The organism is Mesorhizobium sp. Root102 (assembly GCF_001425625.1).
Lineage (GTDB): Bacteria > Pseudomonadota > Alphaproteobacteria > Rhizobiales > Rhizobiaceae > Mesorhizobium.
The window spans coordinates 106,420-124,979 of sequence record NZ_LMCP01000012.1 but is presented as its reverse complement, the minus strand read 5'-3'; the positions used below and the strand labels follow the sequence as shown (position 1 = coordinate 124,979).

16 protein-coding genes are annotated in these 18,560 nt (G+C 63.5%); 3 read left to right on the top strand and 13 right to left on the bottom strand.

Annotated elements, in window-relative coordinates; translation table 11 throughout:
- Positions 1-6 precede the first annotated feature (6 nt).
- Entirely contained in the window at positions 7-1,110 is a 1,104-nt protein-coding gene (locus tag ASD12_RS11740) for a saccharopine dehydrogenase family protein (protein ID WP_056585577.1), read from the top strand.
- A 48-nt stretch (positions 1,111-1,158) separates the two neighbouring features.
- Here ASD12_RS11740 and ASD12_RS11735 read toward each other — a convergent pair whose 3' ends face one another.
- From ASD12_RS11735 to ASD12_RS11710, 6 genes are all read right to left on the bottom strand, one after another.
- A complete protein-coding gene (locus ASD12_RS11735) occupies positions 1,159-1,434 on the bottom strand; it encodes a hypothetical protein (RefSeq protein ID WP_156398582.1) in 276 nt (91 codons plus the stop codon).
- 120 nt (positions 1,435-1,554) lie between these two features.
- Entirely contained in the window at positions 1,555-2,034 is a 480-nt protein-coding gene (locus tag ASD12_RS11730; protein WP_056585572.1) for a glycosyltransferase, read from the bottom strand.
- Positions 2,035-2,110: 76 nt separating this feature from the next.
- Positions 2,111-3,508 (bottom strand): dihydrolipoyl dehydrogenase, encoded by a 1,398-nt coding sequence (gene lpdA / locus ASD12_RS11725; protein ID WP_056585570.1) that lies wholly within the window; start codon positions 3,506-3,508, stop codon positions 2,111-2,113.
- 98 nt (positions 3,509-3,606) lie between these two features.
- Complete coding sequence (locus ASD12_RS11720; RefSeq protein WP_056585566.1) at positions 3,607-4,926, bottom strand: dihydrolipoamide acetyltransferase family protein; 1,320 nt, start codon at positions 4,924-4,926, stop codon at positions 3,607-3,609.
- A 1-nt stretch (position 4,927) separates the two neighbouring features.
- Positions 4,928-5,941, bottom strand: a complete 1,014-nt coding sequence (locus tag ASD12_RS11715; protein WP_056585564.1) for an alpha-ketoacid dehydrogenase subunit beta — start codon at positions 5,939-5,941, stop codon at positions 4,928-4,930.
- Between the two features lie 3 nt (positions 5,942-5,944).
- Positions 5,945-7,177, bottom strand: a complete 1,233-nt coding sequence (locus ASD12_RS11710; protein WP_056585562.1) for a 3-methyl-2-oxobutanoate dehydrogenase (2-methylpropanoyl-transferring) subunit alpha — start codon at positions 7,175-7,177, stop codon at positions 5,945-5,947.
- Positions 7,178-7,522: 345 nt separating this feature from the next.
- Here ASD12_RS11710 and holA point away from each other — a divergent pair, with 345 nt between their 5' ends.
- Positions 7,523-8,566, top strand: coding sequence for a DNA polymerase III subunit delta (gene holA / locus ASD12_RS11705; RefSeq protein WP_056585560.1), 1,044 nt, complete (start codon positions 7,523-7,525; stop codon positions 8,564-8,566).
- A 44-nt stretch (positions 8,567-8,610) separates the two neighbouring features.
- Here holA and ASD12_RS11700 read toward each other — a convergent pair whose 3' ends face one another.
- The 7 genes from ASD12_RS11700 to mnmE form a co-directional block, all read right to left on the bottom strand.
- Positions 8,611-9,399 (bottom strand): DUF2182 domain-containing protein, encoded by a 789-nt coding sequence (locus ASD12_RS11700; protein ID WP_056585557.1) that lies wholly within the window; start codon positions 9,397-9,399, stop codon positions 8,611-8,613.
- 32 nt (positions 9,400-9,431) lie between these two features.
- Entirely contained in the window at positions 9,432-10,058 is a 627-nt protein-coding gene (locus ASD12_RS11695; RefSeq protein WP_056585555.1) for a DUF1326 domain-containing protein, read from the bottom strand.
- Between the two features lie 383 nt (positions 10,059-10,441).
- On the bottom strand, positions 10,442-11,332 hold the full coding sequence (locus ASD12_RS11690; protein WP_056585553.1) for a ParB/RepB/Spo0J family partition protein: 891 nt from the start codon (positions 11,330-11,332) through the stop codon (positions 10,442-10,444).
- 69 nt (positions 11,333-11,401) lie between these two features.
- A complete protein-coding gene (locus ASD12_RS11685) occupies positions 11,402-12,202 on the bottom strand; it encodes a ParA family protein (protein WP_082525389.1) in 801 nt (266 codons plus the stop codon).
- A 53-nt stretch (positions 12,203-12,255) separates the two neighbouring features.
- The gene (gene rsmG / locus ASD12_RS11680; RefSeq protein ID WP_056585552.1) at positions 12,256-12,888 is read right to left on the bottom strand and encodes a 16S rRNA (guanine(527)-N(7))-methyltransferase RsmG; all 633 of its coding nucleotides are present in this window, start codon (positions 12,886-12,888) and stop codon (positions 12,256-12,258) included.
- Positions 12,885-14,765, bottom strand: coding sequence for a tRNA uridine-5-carboxymethylaminomethyl(34) synthesis enzyme MnmG (gene mnmG / locus ASD12_RS11675; protein ID WP_056585550.1), 1,881 nt, complete (start codon positions 14,763-14,765; stop codon positions 12,885-12,887). The genes rsmG and mnmG overlap by 4 nt, the downstream gene beginning before the upstream one ends.
- Positions 14,766-15,154: 389 nt before the next feature.
- Entirely contained in the window at positions 15,155-16,474 is a 1,320-nt protein-coding gene (gene mnmE, locus ASD12_RS11670) for a tRNA uridine-5-carboxymethylaminomethyl(34) synthesis GTPase MnmE (protein ID WP_056585548.1), read from the bottom strand.
- 67 nt (positions 16,475-16,541) lie between these two features.
- Between mnmE and ASD12_RS11665 the strand changes: the two genes are divergently transcribed.
- Entirely contained in the window at positions 16,542-18,560 is a 2,019-nt protein-coding gene (locus tag ASD12_RS11665; protein ID WP_056586780.1) for a thioredoxin domain-containing protein, read from the top strand.

Here is an 18,560-nt window from a genome sequence, read left to right as displayed (position 1 = left end):
TCGGTCATGAAGAAAATTGTTGTTGTCGGCGCCGGCAAGATCGGCTCGACCATTGCCGAGATGCTCTCCGCCACCGGAGATTACCAGGTCACGCTCGTCGACCGCTCGTCGGCGCAACTTGCTGCCGCCGAACTGTCGGCCACGGTCGCGACGCTGGAGCTCGACATCGAAGCCGCCGGCACCCTGGAAGCCGCGCTCGCTGGAAAATTCGCGGTGCTCAGCGCCGCCCCCTTCCATTTGACCACGCGCATCGCCGAGGCGGCGGCCAGTGCAGGCGTGCACTATCTCGACCTCACCGAGGACGTCGTCTCGACCCGCCGGGTCAAGGAATTGGCGCGTTCGGGCAAGAGCGCCTTCATTCCGCAATGCGGCCTGGCGCCGGGCTTCATCTCGATCGTCGCCAACGATCTCGCCAGCCGCTTTGACTCCCTGGAAAGCGTGCGCATGCGCGTCGGCGCCCTGCCGCAATATCCCTCCAACGCGCTGAACTACAATCTGACCTGGAGCACCGACGGCGTCATCAACGAATATTGCGAACCCTGCGAAGCGATCGTCGAGGGCGAGCTGGTCGAAGTGCCGCCGCTGGAAGAGCGCGAGGAATTCTCGCTCGACGGTGTCACCTACGAGGCCTTCAACACGTCCGGTGGGCTCGGCACGCTGGCCGAGACGCTGAAGGGCAGAGTGCGCACGCTCAACTACCGCACCATCCGATACCCCGGCCACGCCGCGATCATGAAGGCGCTGCTCAACGACCTTGGCCTGCGCCACCGTCGCGACGTGCTGAAGGACATTTTTGAAAGCGCCCTGCCGGCGACGCTGCAGGATGTGGTCATCGTCTTCGTCACAGTCTCCGGCCGCAAGAATGGCCGCCTGCTGCAGGAGACCTACGCCAACAAGGTCTATTCCCAGCGGTTTGGCCAGGTGGTGCGCAGCGCCATCCAGATCACCACGGCCTCCGGCATCTGCGCCGTGCTCGACATGCTGGCCGACGGCAGCCTGCCGGCGACCGGCTTCATCAGGCAGGAAGACATCGCACTCGACACCTTCCTCGCCAACCGTTTCGGCCGCGCATACGCCCAGCACGAAATGGTGAGCCGGCTAGCGAGCTGAAGCGGCCGAGCGTAATCTCCCCCCTTGAGGGGGTGATTGGCCGTCGACTTACTTCCGCAAGACTATCGGCCGCCCGAGCAGAAACCGAATTAAATTGCCGGCGTTGCGCGAGACCTTGGCCGAGGTCTGCGGCATCTGCTTTTGCGCAGGCGCTTTTCGGGCTGGTGCGCGCGTTTCTGTCTCGGCACCGGGGCGGCCCACCGTGAAAGCCGGCTCCGCGACCGGCTTGCCGCGCAAGACATTGGCTGCGTTGTTGTCATGGATGACGATGCACCATTGAACCTCCTTCGCGGCCGCCCCGACCATGTTGAAACGCATCGCCATCCTGGTGTGCTCGTCGCAATAGACCCCGTTCATGGTTGGCGATCGCTTTTCGACCAAAGTGCCGAAGGCCGACGTCGGATATTCATGGTGGGTGTAGCGGTTGGTTGCCGCATCGAAATTCTAGCCGTGCGGAAAGGCGATATAGAGCGGTTGCTGGTCCACCTCGCCCTTGGCGATTTCCCGGCGTGCGTAAAAGTCGACACGCTCCATGAAGGTCGGCGCCAGCGCATCATCGCTGTCGAGCCGCGTCAGCGAAACAAATTCGGCGTCCGTGTCGCTTTGGACAAACGCATTGAAGGCAACATTGTGGTTCTGGCCGGCGCAGATGAGGACCGGCCTCACGTCAATCCCGATCGCACAGTCGCAGACGGTGCGGATGTAATTCTCGTGTGTCTCGGAGTCGAACCCGACCAGGACCGTAAAGTCCGTCAGCGACTGGCCCTCGAGCGAAGGCGCGCAATAGGTGTCAAACAGCGCCAGCCGCTCGACCAGCCACACAGGATCGAGATTGGCTCTGCCCTTTCCTTTCCATTGGCTCGGCATGAAGCCGGTGGCGGTGTTGTAGCGAATCGCCACGTATTTCTTCAGGTCGGAGCTCATTGGCTGAGACTAGAACATGATGCTGAAAGGTGGAATTCGGTTCTCGGAAATGCCCGCGTGGACCGACGTTCCCATCCTAGATATGCAGCGCGTGGCCCAGCGCTTTCAGCGCTGCTTCCTGGAACCCTTCGCCTTGTGTCGGATGCGCATGGATGGTGCCGGCAATGTCCTCCAGCCTCGCGCTCATTTCGAGCGCCAGTCCAAAGGCCGCCGCCAGTTCCGACACGCCCTGCCCGACCGCCTGGATGCCGAGCACCAGATGGTTGTCCGCGCGCGCGATGACGCGGACAAAGCCGTCCTCGCCGAGCTTCGTCATCGCCCGGCCGTTGGCGGCGAACGGGAACATGCCGATCTTGATCTCGCCGCCGAGCGCCTTGGCCTCTTCCGGTGACAGGCCAGCGGTGACGAGTTCCGGATCGGTGAAGCAAACGGCGGGAATGGCGCGCTTGTCCCAGCTGCGCTTGTGGCCGGCAACGATCTCGGCGACCATCTCACCTTGCGCCATCGCCCGATGCGCCAGCATCGGCTCGCCGGTGACGTCGCCAATGGCGAAGATGCCGCGCATCGAGGTGCGGCACTGCTCGTCGATGCGGATGAATTTGCCCGTCCTGTCGAGGTCGATCTGCTCGAGCCCCCAGCCTTCGGTCACCGGCTTGCGCCCGACCGTCACCAGGATCTTGTCGGCGGCGACCTTGGCGCTCTTGCCGTCCGAGGTCTCGACCAGCAGCGCGTCACCCTTGGTTGACAGTCCCTTGGCCTTGGCGCCCAGCATCACCTCGATGCCGAGTGCGGTGAGCCGCTTGACGACCGGCCGGGTCAGCTCGGCATCATACTGCGCCAGCACGCGCGGCAAGGCCTCGACCACGGTGACTTTGGCCCCCATTTTGGCAAAGGCCATACCGAGTTCCAGTCCGATATAGCCGCCACCGACGACCGCAAGCTTCTTCGGCACTTCGCTTAGCGCCAGCGCCTCCGTGGAGGAAATCACCGGACCGCCAAACGGCAGGAACGAAAGGTCGACCGGCGCGGAACCGGTGGCGATGACGATGGTTTCGGCCCGGATCACCTGACTTCCCGTCTCGGTCTCGACCGCGACGGTCTTGCCGTCGCGAAACGTTGCCCATCCATGCACGGTCTTGACGCCCGCCTTCTTGAGCAGGCCGGCGACGCCGCTGTTGAGCCGGCTCACAATGCCGTCCTTCCAGGCGACGGTCCGGGCAAGGTCGAGCGTGGGTGCGGTGACCGAAATGCCGAGCGGGCTGTTGCCGCCGGCCATATCAGACACCTTCTCGAACTCCTCGGCCGCATGGATCAGCGCCTTGGACGGAATGCAGCCGACATTGAGGCAGGTGCCGCCCGGTTTGCCAGCTTCCACGATCACCGTATCGACGCCGAGCTGTCCGGCACGGATGGCGCAGACGTAGCCACCAGGACCCGCACCGATAACGAGCAGCTTGCAGGAGATTTCCTTCATCTTGGCATCCTAACTCTTTGTCGCGCCAGCTCGAAGAGAGCGCTCTGTAGCGATCCTTCGCGCCCCCCGCTATCCCGCCGGCATCTCGATCGTTTCCCTCAATCCACGAAAATCAGCGCCGGCGTCTCCAGCAGCGCCTTTATGCGCTGGATGAACACCGCCGCGTTCCAGCCGTCGATGACACGATGGTCGAAGCTGGAGGACAGGTTCATCATCTTGCGCGGGATGAACTGGGTGCCGTCCCACACCGGCCGCACCATCATCTTGTTGACGCCGATGATCGCCACTTCCGGATGGTTGATGACCGGCGTCGTCGCCACGCCGCCCATGGCGCCGAGCGAGGTGATGGTGATGGTCGAGCCGGACAGCTCGTCGCGTGTCGCGGTGCCGGACTTGGCCGCCTCGGCCAGCCTTACGATTTCGGCGCCGCAATCCCAGATGTCGCGCGCCTCGGCATGCTTGACCACCGGCACCACCAGCCCCGACGGCGTCTGCGCGGCGATGCCGATATGGATGCCGCCATGCTGGTGGATGATGCCGGCCTCGTCGTCGAACAGCGAATTGAGATTGGGCTGGTCTGAAATCGCCTTGACCATCGCCCGCATCAGGAACGGCAGCAGCGTCAGCTTCGGCCGCTCCATGCCTGGGCGCTTCTCCTTGTTGAGCGCGGCGCGCAGATCCTCGAGCGCGGTGACGTCGATCTCCTCGACATAGGTGATGTGCGGGATGCGCGACTTGGACAGCGACATCTTCTCCGCGATCTTGCGCCTCAAGCCCACCACCTTGATGTCCTGTATCGCATCGTTGCGGGCGAGACCCGATGCCTTGGCGACCTGCGGTCCGCGCGAAAGGAACGCCTCGATGTCCTCATGACCGATGCGACCGGCCGGGCCAGATCCCGCAACCTGCCTGAGATCGATGCCGGCCTCTTTTGCACGCAGGCGAACAGCCGGCGAGGCCAGCGGTTTTTCGCCTTCGGGGCGGGGTGCGCCGGAGACGGAGGTCTGACCGGAACTTTTCGAAATGACCGGGGCGGGTTTCACCTCCGCCACACTGGCCTTTGGTGAGGTCTTTGCGGTCGGCCCAGCAGCCTCGGGTTTCGGGGTCGGAAGCTTTGCCGGCGGCTCGGCGGCCACCGCTTCCACTTCGCCACCCTGCGGCTTGGCATTGCCCTCGCCCGCCACCTTCAGCCGCACGATGGGCGAACCGATCGCCACCGTGTCGCCGATCTCGGCGCCCAGCCACAGGATTTCGCCGTCGACCGGAGACGGGATTTCGACCGTCGCCTTGTCGGTCATGACGGCCGCGAGCACCGTGTCCTCGCGCACGATGTCGCCGATCTTGACGTGCCACTCGACCAGTTCGGCCTCGGCGACACCTTCGCCGACATCGGGCAGCTTGATGATGTGCTCGCCCATCTCAGGCCTCCATGGTTTCGATAAGAGCGCGGCCGACCCGGGCGGGACCGGGGAAATAGTCCCACTCCTGCGCATGCGGATAGGGCGTGTCCCAGCCGGCGACCCGTGCCACCGGCGCCTCCAGATGGTAGAAGCAGTTTTCCTGCACCAGCGCCGACAGCTCCGCGCCGAAGCCCGACGTCAGCGTCGCCTCGTGCACGATGACGCAGCGCCCGGTCTTCCTGACCGAGGCGACGATCGTATCGAGGTCGAGCGGCAGCAGGGTCCTGAGATCGATGATCTCGGCATCGATGCCGGTCTCCTCGACGGCGGCCTGCGCGACATAGACCATGGTGCCGTAGGCGAGCACGGTGAGGGCGGAGCCGGCCCGGCGGATCGCCGCCTTGCCGAGCGGCACGGTGTAGTGGCCGTCGGCGACCTCGCCCAGCTCATGTTTCGACCATGGCGTCACCGGCCGGTCGTGATGGCCGTCGAAGGGACCGTTGTAGAGCCGCTTCGGCTCCAAAAAGATCACCGGATCGGGATCCTCGATCGCTGCAATGAGCAGCCCCTTGGCGTCATGCGGGTTGGACGGCACCACCGTCTTCAGCCCCGACACATGGGTGAACAAAGCTTCCGGGCTCTGGCTGTGCGTCTGGCCGCCGAAGATACCGCCGCCGGTCGGCATGCGCACCACGATCGGGCAGGTGAAGTCGCCGTTCGAGCGGTAGCGCAGCCGTGCCGCTTCCTGGGTCAGCTGGTCGTAGGCCGGAAACATGTAGTCGGCAAACTGAATTTCCACGCATGGCTTCAAACCATAGGCGGCCATGCCGATGGCCGAGCCGACAATGCCGGATTCGTTGATCGGCGCATCGAAGCAGCGGCTCTTGCCGTATTTGGCCTGCAGGCCCTGCGTACAGCGGAAGACGCCGCCGAAGAAGCCGACGTCCTCCCCGAACACGACGACTTTGCTGTCGCGCCCCATCGACACATCCATGGCGTCGCGGATCGCCTCGATCATGGTCCGTCTCGGCATGGCTCAGACTCCCGCCTGCTGGCGCTGACGCCGCAGATGCGGCGGCATCTCGGCATAGAGCCCTTCGAACATGTCGCGCGTCGACGGCTTGCCGCCGGCATGCAGGGTGCCGTGGCTTTCGGCCTCCTTCTGCGCAGCGATCACCGTGTCGAGGATTTCCGCCTCGGCCTGCGCGTGCCGCTCATCCGACCAGACACCGAGCTGAATGAGATGGTTCTTCAGCCGCACGATCGGGTCGCCGAGCGGCCAGGCGTCGGATTCGGTCTTTGGCCGGTAGGCGGAGGGGTCGTCCGAGCTCGAATGCGCGCCGGCGCGGTAGGTGACATATTCGACAAGCGTCGGCCCGAGATTGTTGCGCGCCCGCTCCGCCGCCCATTTGGCCACGGCGTGGACGGCGAGATAGTCGTTGCCGTCGACGCGCAGCGACGGGATGCCGAAACCGAGGCCGCGGGCAGCGAACGTGCCCGAGCCGCCGCGCGCGATGCCCTGGAAGGTCGAGATCGCCCACTGGTTGTTGACAACGTTGAGCACCACCGGCGCCTTGTAGGTAGAGGCGAACACCAGCGCCGAATGGAAGTCGGATTCGGCCGTCGAGCCGTCGCCGATCCAGGCCGCGGCAATCTTCGAATCATTGCTGATTGCCGAGGCCATCGCCCAGCCGACCGCCTGGATGTACTGCGTTGCCAGATTGCCGGAGATCGAGAAGAAGCCGTGCTCCTTCGACGAATACATGACCGGCAATTGCCGGCCCTTCAGCGGGTCGGCCTCGTTGGAATAGATCTGGTTCATCATCGTGACCATCGGGTAGCCGTCGGCGATGAGCAGCCCCGCCTGCCGATAGGTCGGAAAGTTCATGTCGCCGGGTTCGAGCGCCTTGCGGAAGGCGCAAGCCACCGCCTCTTCGCCCAGATGCTGCATATAGAACGAGGTCTTGCCCTGGCGCTGCGCCATCTGCATGCGGGCATCGAAGGTTCGCAGCGTCATCATGTGACGCAGACCGGCCAGAAGCTCGTCGCTGGACAGCAGGCCGGCCCAGGGACCGACGGCTTCGCCATTGCGGTTCAGCACCCGGATGATCGAGAAGGCATGATCGCGGATGGTGCGCGGATCGACATCGATGTCCGGACGCGGCACCGAGCCGGCCTTGGGGATCTGCACATTGGAAAAGTCAGGCGTCCCGCCCGGCCGCACTTCCGGCTCCGGAACGTGAAAACGCAACATCCCAGCATCGGCCATGACCTTTGTCCTCCAATGTTGCCTGGAGCCGATATTTGCATATCTGCGCGGCCAGACCAGTGCGAATTCGTCGGGGCAAGCCTCCGGTCGTCGATCCCGGCCGCGCCGGCCGATCCAGCCTCCCCAGCACCAAGATGAAGATATGTCCGCGAAATTTCTTGTCGATGTTGGGCGGTCGCGCGCAATTTGGGAGAAGGTTGGGCTGGGTTTGCTGCCAGATAAGGTAAGTCGGTGGGTGGATGCTCACCTTGCAGCGCGGCGGAGTGCGGAATCTCCCCCCTCGAGGGGGGAGATGACGCACTCCACCATTTCATCCCACGCCCACATCATGCTAACCAACCCGCCATGGCACAGAAGAAAGCTTACGAGGTCGATGGGTGGCTGGCGCGGCCGGACCAGCGCGTCTCGATCGTCCTGCTTTACGGCCCCGATCGCGGCCTCGTTTCCGAGCGCGCGAAGGCCTTTGCCGAAAAGACCGGCCTGCCGCTGGACGATCCGTTCTCGGTGGTCAGGCTGGAGGGTTCAGAGGTCGACCGCGACGAGGGCCGCCTTCTCGACGAAGCCCTCACCGTGCCGATGTTTTCCGACCGGCGCCTGCTGTGGGTGCGCAATGCCAGCGGCCAGAAGGCGCTGGCCGACGACGTCAAGGCGCTGACCGCGGAGCCCGCGCGAGACGCGATCATTCTCATCGAGGCCGGGGATCTCAAGAAGGGCGTCGGGCTGCGCGCCATCGTCGAGGCGGCCGACAATGCCATGGCGCTTCCATGCTATGCCGATGAAGCCCGCGACATCGACGCCGTCATCGACGATGAACTGCGCAAGGCCGGCATGTCGATGACGATGGAGGCGAGACAGGCGCTGCGCCGCAATCTCGGCGGCGACCGGCTGGCCTCGCGCGGCGAAATCGAGAAGCTCGTGCTCTATGCCCATGGCCAGAACGAGATCGGATTGGAGGAGGTCAAGGCGATGTCGGGCGACGTCTCCGGCGCCTCTTTCGATGACGCGGTCGATGCGCTTCTCGAAGGCAAGATCGGCGACTTCGACACCGCCTTCACCCGCCATTGCCAGTCCGGCGGCCAGCCCTTCCTGGTGCTGTCCTCGGCGATGCGGCAGTTGCAGCAAATCCAGGCCATGCGCGGCCAGATGGACTCCGGCAATCGCAATGCCGCCTCGGTCGTCGCCGCCGCGCGCCCGCCGGTGTTTTTCTCGCGCCGCAAGCTGGTCGAGAAAGCGCTGGAGCGCTGGAGCACCGACGCGCTCAGCCGCGCGCTGACCCGGCTGCAGACGGCGGTGCTGCAGACGAGGCGGCGGCCGGATCTTTCCGTGGCGCTGGCACGGCAGGCGCTGCTTGGAATTGCGGTCGAGAGCAGCCGACTGGCGCAGCGGTAGGAGAGCGATCCTCCTCTTTCGGCGCCGAGCTCTGCCTCCATCGGTCAATTCATTATCATGGCGCCCGCCGGCTGGAAGGTTGGCAGCGCCTGTGGAAAGACTAGCACCGCCGCGCCATAAAGAAGCAGGGCGACACCCGACACCTTTGCGATCCCACCTCCTGACGGGAGGGTCTTTTCCGCGAAGATCAACAAGGTGACCACGGCCATTGCGGCGACGTTCATGATCCCGAGAGGAAAGAGGGCGAGAAACAAAAGCCAGCAGCAGCCCAGGCAAAAAAGTCCATGCTCCAGGCCCATGCGAACCGCACCCCAATAACCATCGCGCCATGAGGTCAGGATGAAGCCAATCGGCGTGCGGCATTTGGCCAGACACAGATCTTTCAGTGGGGAGAGTTGATAGGCGCCCCCAATCATCAGCAGCGCGCCGCCGATACGCGCGGCCGTCGCCGTGGACAATCCCACATGCCCGGCGAACATCTCCGCACCCGCCGCACCGGCAAAGGCGATGACGCCCATCACGCCCCAAACCAGCATGTACCCGGCCACGAACACCCAGCTCGAGACAAAGGTCTCGCCCCGGCCCTGTTTGCCGGCCTGGACCTGGTGAAACGTCAGGATCATGGGCGCGGCCGTCGGAAACATCATGGCAATCATCATGATCATCCAGACGGCAAGAAACAGCGGCGCCTTCATACCCATGGTGAGTGCGTACATTGCCGTGCGCATGTCCGCGTCCATGCCCATCTGCTGCCAGACAAGCAGGGTCCACGCCGCCGCAGCGATAGCGATCAGCAGCGCGAGAATGATGTATCGCTGCAACGTCGGCGCCATGGACGAGGTCGTCCGTACTATGCGGCCAACGGCTACTGCTGGCCGGACCAATTGATCGGGGCGTAATGTCCGTTTCGGCGGGAATTGTCCCAGCTCATGCCATGGTCGCTGAATGTACTGCCTTCCGCCCCCATCGCCAGGGCGAGCCAATCGGGATTGACAGGATGGCCGGTGGCCGCCCACATCTGCCCGTCCTCGCGCATTGTCGGCAGCGGCTCAACCGCCATCTGCATGACGCCCGCAATCTCCGCCGACCGCTTCTTGCCGTCTATCCGGTAGCTTATCGGCACCTTCTTGGCGCCAAGGTTCGTGCCAATCATGGGTGCCAGCACCGCCATGGGGCCGCCCGCGGCGCCGGTGAAGATGGCACCTAGCGCCTCTGTCTGCCTGTCATCGGCCCGTTCGTCGATATAGGCGGCGGCCGTCCAATTGCCGTTTGCCATCGGACCTGGCGTGTGAGCAACCATCGCGACACTGAGCCCATCCAATCGAACGTCGCCGTAGTTGCCCGTATCGATATGAAAGACCAAACCGACGTCGCAAACACCTCTCGTCGGCTTCGATGTCAGCTGCGCGTTGGTGGATAGCAGGCAAGGACATACGACATCGCAGCTACAATTTTCGAAGTAACTTCCGGACAATTGCCAACGGACTGCCATTTGCACCTCCCACTTGCGCCAGGCGCGTCGACATATCGCTTTGGCGAGGCGGTGCCATTTCACGACTATTGTAGGAACGGCAAATAGCCCTCGCCTCGACTGACCGGCACGCTAGGGCACATACTTTAAGCCATATCTAATATAGATTACGCCGTTGCCTGGCACTGTCAAGCCGCGAGCGCCAGGGCTGGCGACAGGCGCTGCTCGGGATCGCGGTTGAGAGCGCGAGGCTGGGGCGGCGCGCCTGATCTCCCCCCTCGAGGGGAGATGCGCGGCTTCGCCGATTTTCGCCAATCGCCAAAAAAGGAAGGGCCGGACCTACGGCCAGCCCCTTTCCATATACGCCAAATCAATCTCCAGCTTGAAGATAATTCGCCGGCTAACTACCGCTCCTGCTTCAGCCTGCGGCACAGCTCATCAAGCTGCTCCAGCGACCGATAGGACACGCGCAAAGTGCCGCCTTTGCCCTTGTGGTCCACCGACACAATCATGCCGATCGTGTCGGTCAACAGCTTTTCCAGCGCCAGCGTGTCGGCGTCCTTTTGCTCCGGACCTGGCGCGGGCTTGGCTTCCCTGGCGCTGCTGCTGCCGGCCGGCATCTGCGCCAGGGATTCGGCCTGGCGCACGGAAAGTCCTTCTTCGACGATGCGCTTGGCAAGGCCGGCCGGATCGTCCGCCGTCACCAGCGTACGAGCATGGCCCGCCGACAGGGCGCCGTCGACCAGCATGTCGCGGATCACATCCGGCAGCTTCAGGAGCCGCAATGTGTTGGCGACATGGCTGCGGCTCTTGCCGATCACCTGGCCGAGATCGGCCTGGGTATAGCCGTGATCGTCGATCAGCTGCTGATAACCAAGCGCTTCCTCGACCGCATTGAGGTCGGTGCGCTGGACGTTCTCGATGATCGCCAGTTCCAGCGCGGTGCGGTCGTTGACCTCGCGGATGATGACCGGGATCTCGGACAGCCCGGCGCGCTGCGCCGCGCGCCAGCGCCGCTCGCCGGCGATGATCTCGTAGCGGCCGGCCTGTGTCGGCGACGGCCGCGCCACCACCGGCTGGACGACGCCGTGCTCGCGGATTGACTGGGCGAGATCGGTCAACTCGGCGTCGCCGAAATGACGGCGCGGATTTTTCGGATTTGGCGTCAGGAACTCGATCGGCACCTTGCCGTCGGCACTCATACCCGGCTTTTCGGGTGCTGCCGGACGATCGATCTCGCCGATCAGCGCTGCCAGCCCACGGCCCAGTCTCTTTCTCGAAAGGTCTTCGCTCATTTTTATTCCAGTTGGCTATTCCAAATCGTTTCGGTATCGAATCGGCTCTTGACTATGCATCCGACCTTATCAAGCGGCACGTAACTTGCGCTCGCGACGGATCACTTCCGACGCCAACTGCAAATAGGCCTGGCTGCCCGAGCATTTCAGGTCGTAGAGGATCGCCGGCTTGCCGTACGAAGGCGCCTCGGACACCCGCACATTGCGCGGAATGACGGTCTCGTAGACCTTGTCGCCCATATGCGCCCGCACATCCTGCACCACCTGGTTGGCGAGATTGTTGCGCCCGTCATACATGGTCAGCACGATGCCCTGGATGGTGAGATCCGGATTGATCGAGCGACGCACCTGCTCGACCGTTTCCAGCAACTGGCTGAGACCTTCCAGCGCGAAGAACTCGCACTGCAGCGGCACAAGCACAGAATCGGCTGCCGCCATGGAATTCAAGGTCAAAAGGTTAAGCGAAGGCGGGCAATCGATCAGCACATAACCGAACGGTGCGCCGCGCTCGCTCGCGGCGCGAAGCGCATTGCGCAGCTTGAGCACGCGGTCGGGTGCGGACGCGATCTCCATTTCGATGCCGAGCAGATCGAGCGTCGACGGCACGATCGACAGGCCAGGCACCGCCGTCGGAATGGCCGCTGCTTCCAGTTCGAGCTCGCCAGTCAGCACGTCATAGGACGAGACCGTGCGGTCCTTGCGGTCGATTCCAAGGCCGGTGCTGGCATTGCCTTGTGGATCGAGATCGACGATCAGCACCTTTTCGCCGATCGCGGCCAGCGCGGTCGCCAGATTGATGGCGGTGGTGGTCTTGCCGACGCCGCCCTTCTGGTTTGCTACGGTGATGATTCGGGGGCCATTCTTCATCATGGGTCTATGCCAGAAGTTCATTTTTGGTCGCCAAATGGTCTGAAAGTCGTGGGTCAGACAGGTCGCAGGTTCGACAATTCAAGGATGACCCCATGAGGGTCGGTCACACTTGGATGTTCTACCAGATCGAAAGACCATCGGTGAACGCTTTCTTGCACTTCGGCGCGATAATCCCGGCCTTTGTGGAACAGGCCGCGCGCGCCTGACGTCAGCCAGGGCGCCGACAGGTCCAGCAACGTCGAAAGCGAGGCCAGCGCCCGCGCCGTGACGATTTGCGGTGTCGAAACAAGCGCATGGCTGTCATCGATGCGGCGCGCCACGACCCGCGCCGGCAGGCTGAATTGCCCGACCACGGTCTGCAGGAAGGATGCTTTTTTCCGATTGCTTTCAACCAGATCGATGCTGGCGCCGTCGCGCTCGGCAAGCAGGAAAGCCATGACAAGGCCCGGAAATCCGCCGCCCGAGCCGAGATCTACCCAGCGCGTGGCGGCCGGCTCAATACGCCCGAGCTGCGCGCTGTCCAATATATGGCGCTGCCAGACATCGCCCGACGTCGATTGCGCCACGAGATTGATGCTGCGATTCCATTTCTGGAACATCTGCTCGAACGTCACCAGCCGATCGAATGTTTCACGTGAAACCGGGCCTGCCGCGTCCTGCAGGCTCTTCCAGGACATAGAACTCACGCAACAACCCTTTGTGGGCGCTGGGCGCTCTCCGCATGGCGGACGTGCGCGACAATGATCGCCAGCGCCGCCGGCGTCATGCCTTCCATGCGCTGGGCATCGGCGATCGAACGCGGCCGCCGCGCCTGCATCTTCTGCTTCAATTCGTTGGACAGCCCAGGCACGCCGGCGAAATCGACCGTCTCGGGGATCAAGCGGCTCTCTTCGTGCCGAATCTGAGCCACATCCGTCTTCTGGCGATCGAGATAGACAGAATATTTCGCTTCCGTTTCGAGACGTTCCGCCGTCTTGCCGTCGATTGCCGCAAAGCGCGAATCGACACGAGCCAGCCAGGCCACATCGACGTCGGGATAGGACAGCAATTCATACCCGGACCGGCGCACGCCATCCCGGTTGATCTCCAGCCCGTGACGCGCCGCCTCATTGGGCGTCCAGGTGAGCGACTTCGCCAGCTGACGTGCTGCATCGAGGCACTGCATGACAGTCTCGTAGCGCCGCATCCGCTGCGTTGAGGCAATTCCCAGCCTGGACGCCAACGGCGTCAGCCGTTCATCGGCATTGTCGGCACGCAGCGACAGCCGGAACTCGGCTCGCGAGGTGAACATCCGGTAGGGTTCGCTGATGCCGCGGCTGGTCAGATCGTCGACCATCACGCCGATATAGGCTTCGGTGCGGCTGAGCACGATCTGCTCATCGTCCGACGCCCGGCGCGCCGCATTGAGGCCGGCGAGCAGGCCTTGCCCGGCCGCTTCTTCGTAGCCGGTCGTGCCATTGATCTGCCCGGCGAGGAAGAGGCCGCCAACCCGCTTCGTCTCCAGTGTCTGATGCAATTCGCGCGGATCGACATGATCATATTCAATGGCATAGCCGGGCTGCAGCATGATTGCGCGCTCAAGCCCGGGGATGGTTTTCAGGATTTCGAGCTGCACATCCTCAGGCAGTGAGGTCGAAATGCCATTGGGATAAACGGTGTCGTCGTCGAGCCCTTCCGGCTCGAGAAAGATCTGGTGTCCGTCCCTGTCGCCGAACTTGACGATCTTGTCCTCGATCGACGGGCAATAGCGTGGCCCGACGCCTTCGATCGAGCCGGAATACATGGCCGAGCGGCCGAGATTGGCGCGGATCAGCTCGTGCGTGGCCGCGGTCGTGCGCGTGATGCCGCAATCGATCTGCGGCGTCTCGATACGGTCGGTCATCAGAGAGAACGGCACCGGATCCTCATCCGCGGCCTGCCTTTCCAGCGACGCCCAATCGATGGTACGGCCATCGAGCCGAGGCGGCGTGCCGGTCTTGAGCCGGCCGAGCTTGAAGCCCGCACGGTCCATCGTCGCCGAGAGCCCAAGACTGGCCTGCTCGTTCATGCGGCCGGCGACAAGCTTCTTCTCGCCGATATGAATAAGCCCGCGCAGGAAGGTCCCGGTGGTCAGAACGACGGCGCCACAGGCAAGCCGCCTGCCGTCGGCCAGCAGAACAGCCGCGATCCGTCCATTGGCGATCTCGAAGTCCAAAACCTCGCCTTCAACCACGTCGAGATCGTTCTGCTGCCGAATCGCTTCTTGCATGGCAAGGCGATAGAGCTTCCTGTCGGCCTGCGTGCGGGGGCCGCGCACCGCTGGGCCCTTGCGGCGATTGAGCAGCCGGAACTGAATGCCGGCGGCATCCGCCACCCGGCCCATCAGCCCGTCCATGGCATCGATCTCGCGCACCAGATGACCCTTGCCGAGCCCGCCGATCGCCGGATTACACGACATGACGCCGATCGTATCAAAGCGGAGCGTCACGAGTGCAGTCCTCGCACCGGCGCGCGCGGCAGCGCTGGCCGCCTCGCAACCCGCGTGGCCGCCGCCCACCACAACCACATCATAGTGATTGGTCATCACAAACTTCCCAGACTCAATGATGGGGGACACATGTCCCTGCCAAGCAGTGCTGTCAAGGAAACTCCGCAGATCGTTTCACGTGAAACAGCGTTGCACTTGCCATCGAGCGTGTTTCACGTGAGTCATCAGGGCCACCGATGTTTCACGTGAGTCACGCCAGACTGGAGCGAAAACTTCAACGTTTCGTCATCTTAGGGCGAAGCTCCGTCGCGGAGACCCTAGGATCCATGCCGCGAACTTAACCTCTGAGTGTAGCGGAGCAGAATTCCGCACTGCGGCAACGCTCCGAAGTCGCGGCATGGATCCTCGGGTCTGCGCTGCGTCGCTGCGCTCCTTGCTCCGCCCGTGGATGACGAAGCGATAGGCGTCGCACTGTTTCACGTGAGTCATTTCCCGATGCAGAACTGCGAAAAAATCACGTCCAGCATGTCCTCGGCGTCAATGGCGCCGACGATCCGGCCCAAGCGGTCGGCAGCGAGCCGCAACTCCTCGGCGCGCAATTCCTGCCCGGCAGTCCTATCGTCAATGGCACGAAGCAGGTGGCTATTCGCTGCGCCAAGCAATTCGACGTGGCGCAGGCGTGACGGCAGAACATCGCCGACGCTACCGGTCGCCTCCGTCGCCCGCCGGCCGATTTCCGCCAGCAGTGCCTCCACGCCGGTACCGTCTCTCACCGAAATACCAATGTCATAATCACCGGCCGAGCCACTTTCCAGCAGATCAAGCTTGGTACCGACGCGCAAGGCTGGCGTCCCAGTGGGCAGCGGGCCAATGTCCCTGGGGTCTGCAACATCCCTAAGCAGCAGCAAGAGATCAGCGCCATGCGCCTTGGCCTTCGCCTTCTCGATGCCGATCGCCTCGACCTTGCCAGGCGCATCGCGCAGGCCGGCCGTATCCGTAAGCCTGACGCGCAGCCCCTGAAGATCAAGTGTCACTTCAAGCAGGTCCCGCGTCGTGCCGGGCTCATCCGTTACTATAGCAGCATCCCGCCGCGCCAGGGCGTTGAACAGACTCGACTTACCGGCATTGGGCGCACCGAGGATGACAACTTCGAAGCCGTCGCGAATGATCTCGGCAGTGCGAAATCCGGCGATGTGCCGATCGATCTCGCCGATCATTGATTGAACGTCCGACCAGACCGTATCCGAAACGGAACCAGGGACATCGTCTTCATCGGCGAAATCGATCTCGGCCTCGATCATCGCGCGTGCATGGAGCAGCCTGCGGCGCCAACCGAGATAGACTTCGCTCTGGACGCCTTCGGCATTTTGGACCGCAAAACGCCGCTGCGCCTCGGTTTCGGCATTGACGAGATCCGCCAGCGCCTCGGTCTCGACCAGATCGACCTTGCCATTGAGAAAGGCGCGGCGGGTGAATTCGCCTGGTTCCGCATGCCTGACGCCGTCAAAACCGGTGATCGTCTCCAGCATCCTGGTCACCACGGCACGTCCGCCATGAACGTGGAATTCCGCCACATCCTCGCCCGTAAAACTGGCCGGACCGGGAAAGAAGACAACCAGGCCATTGTCGAGCGCCGTTCCATCGGGCGCCCTGAACCTGCGCAGAATCGCAGCGCGGTCCTTAACCATACTACCGGCGATCGTTTCGACTACGAATCGAGTCCGTGGGCCGGAAATGCGGATGACGGCGACGCCGGCCGGAAGCCGGCCGCTCGACAGTGCAACGATCGAACCGCCTGAAATCATTTGCCCGCTCCACCGAACCACCCTAGCTTCGCGCCCATACGACAATTCCTAACCGAGTTTGCCCATCGTGACGCTACCCGCGCAAAATCTGCTTGCCCAGGAGGCCAGCCCCTATCTGCAGCAGCACAGCGGCAATCCGGTGCATTGGCGGGCCTGGTCGCCGGCTTCGCTTGAGGAGGCAAAGGCGCTGGACAGGCCGATCCTGCTTTCGGTCGGCTATGCCGCCTGCCATTGGTGCCATGTCATGGCGCACGAAAGCTTCGAGAACGCTGACGTCGCCGCCGTCATGAACCGTCTGTTCGTCAATATCAAGGTCGACCGCGAAGAGCGCCCCGACATCGACCAGATCTACATGGCAGCGCTCTCCGCGATGGGCGAGCAGGGCGGCTGGCCGCTCACCATGTTCCTGACGCCGGACGGCAAGCCGTTCTGGGGCGGCACTTATTTTCCGCGCGAGCCGCGCTATGGCCGCCCCGGTTTCATCCAGGTGATGGAGGCGGTGGACAAGGCCTGGCGCGAGAAGAGAGCGAGCCTGAACCAGAGCGCCGACGGCATGACGACCCATGTCGAGGCGCGCCTCGCCGCTTCGCATGCGAAAACAGGGCTCGATCGCGACACGTTGGCGGAACTTGCCAAGGGCATCGACGGCATGGTCGACCGCGATCTCGGCGGCCTGCGCGGCGCGCCGAAATTCCCCAATGCGCCGTTCATGCTCACACTCTGGCTGTCCTGGCTGCGCGACGCTAATGCCAGCCATCGCGACGACGTCCTGCTCAGCCTCGAACAGATGGTGAGCGGCGGTATCTACGATCATATCGGCGGCGGGCTCAGCCGCTACTCGACCGATGCAGAGTGGCTGGTGCCGCATTTCGAAAAAATGCTCTACGACAACGCGCAGCTCATCCGGTTCTGCAATTGGGCCCATGCGGCGAGCGGTAATGAACTGTTCCGGGTGCGAATCGAAGAGACTGTCGACTGGCTGCTGCGCGAAATGCGCGTCGACGGCGGCGCCTTTGCCGCCAGCCTCGACGCCGACAGCGACGGCGAGGAAGGGCTGTTCTACACCTGGAGCCGGGACGAGATCGAAGCCGCCCTCGGCGACGATTCCGCGTTGTTTCTCAAACACTTCACGCTCTCCAGCCCGCATGGTTGGGAAGGCAAGCCGGTTGTCCACCAAACAAGGTCCCAGCAATCGCAAGGTGTGATCGACCGCGAACAGCTCAGCCCGCTGAAGGCGAGGCTTCTTACTGTGCGGGAAGAGCGGGTCAGGCCAGGCCTGGACGCAAAGGCCCTCACCGACTGGAACGGCCAGATGATAGCAGCGCTCGCCGAGGCCGGCCGGTCACTGGCGCGGCCGGACTGGATCGACGCCGCGGCAAAAGCCTTTGCCCATATCAGCTCCGCCCGCCGCGACGGCCGCTTGCCGCATTCGATGCTCGGCGCCAGGACATTGTTCCCTGCTTTGTCCAGCGACTACGCCGCCATGGCCAATGCAGCGATCTCGCTGTTCGAAGCCACTGGGGATTGGAGCTATGTCGGCAAAGCCGGCCAGTTCATCGGGCAGCTCGACCATTGGCACGCCGACGCCGAGAAGACAGGCTACTATTTGACCGCTTCGGACAGCGCCGACGTTCCGATCCGCATCAGGGGCGATGTCGACGAAGCCATTTCCTCCGCCACCGGCCAGATCATCGAGGCACTGGTCCGCCTCGCCTCTGTCACCGGCGATCTCGAGCTGCAGGAAAGAGCCTGGCAAGTCGCCGAGCATGCCGCCGGACGTGCTGCGCACCAGGCATATGGCCAGGCCGGCATCGTCAACGCCTGCGCGCTGGCGATCGAGCCGCTCAAACTGGTCATCGTGGATGCGCTGGACGATCCACAGCTCGTTCCGGTTGCGAATCGAATCCCGGACCCGCGCCGCGTCGACATTGTCGTGGCGATCGATACGGTAGCGAATCGACCCTTGTTGCCCGGCGGAATCCTGCCACCGACCAACCGCTCCAGTGCCTGGCTCTGCACCGGGCAGGTTTGCCTTCCTGCCGTGGCGGATCCGGAAGAGCTGGAACGCCTCCTGCACCGCCAATAG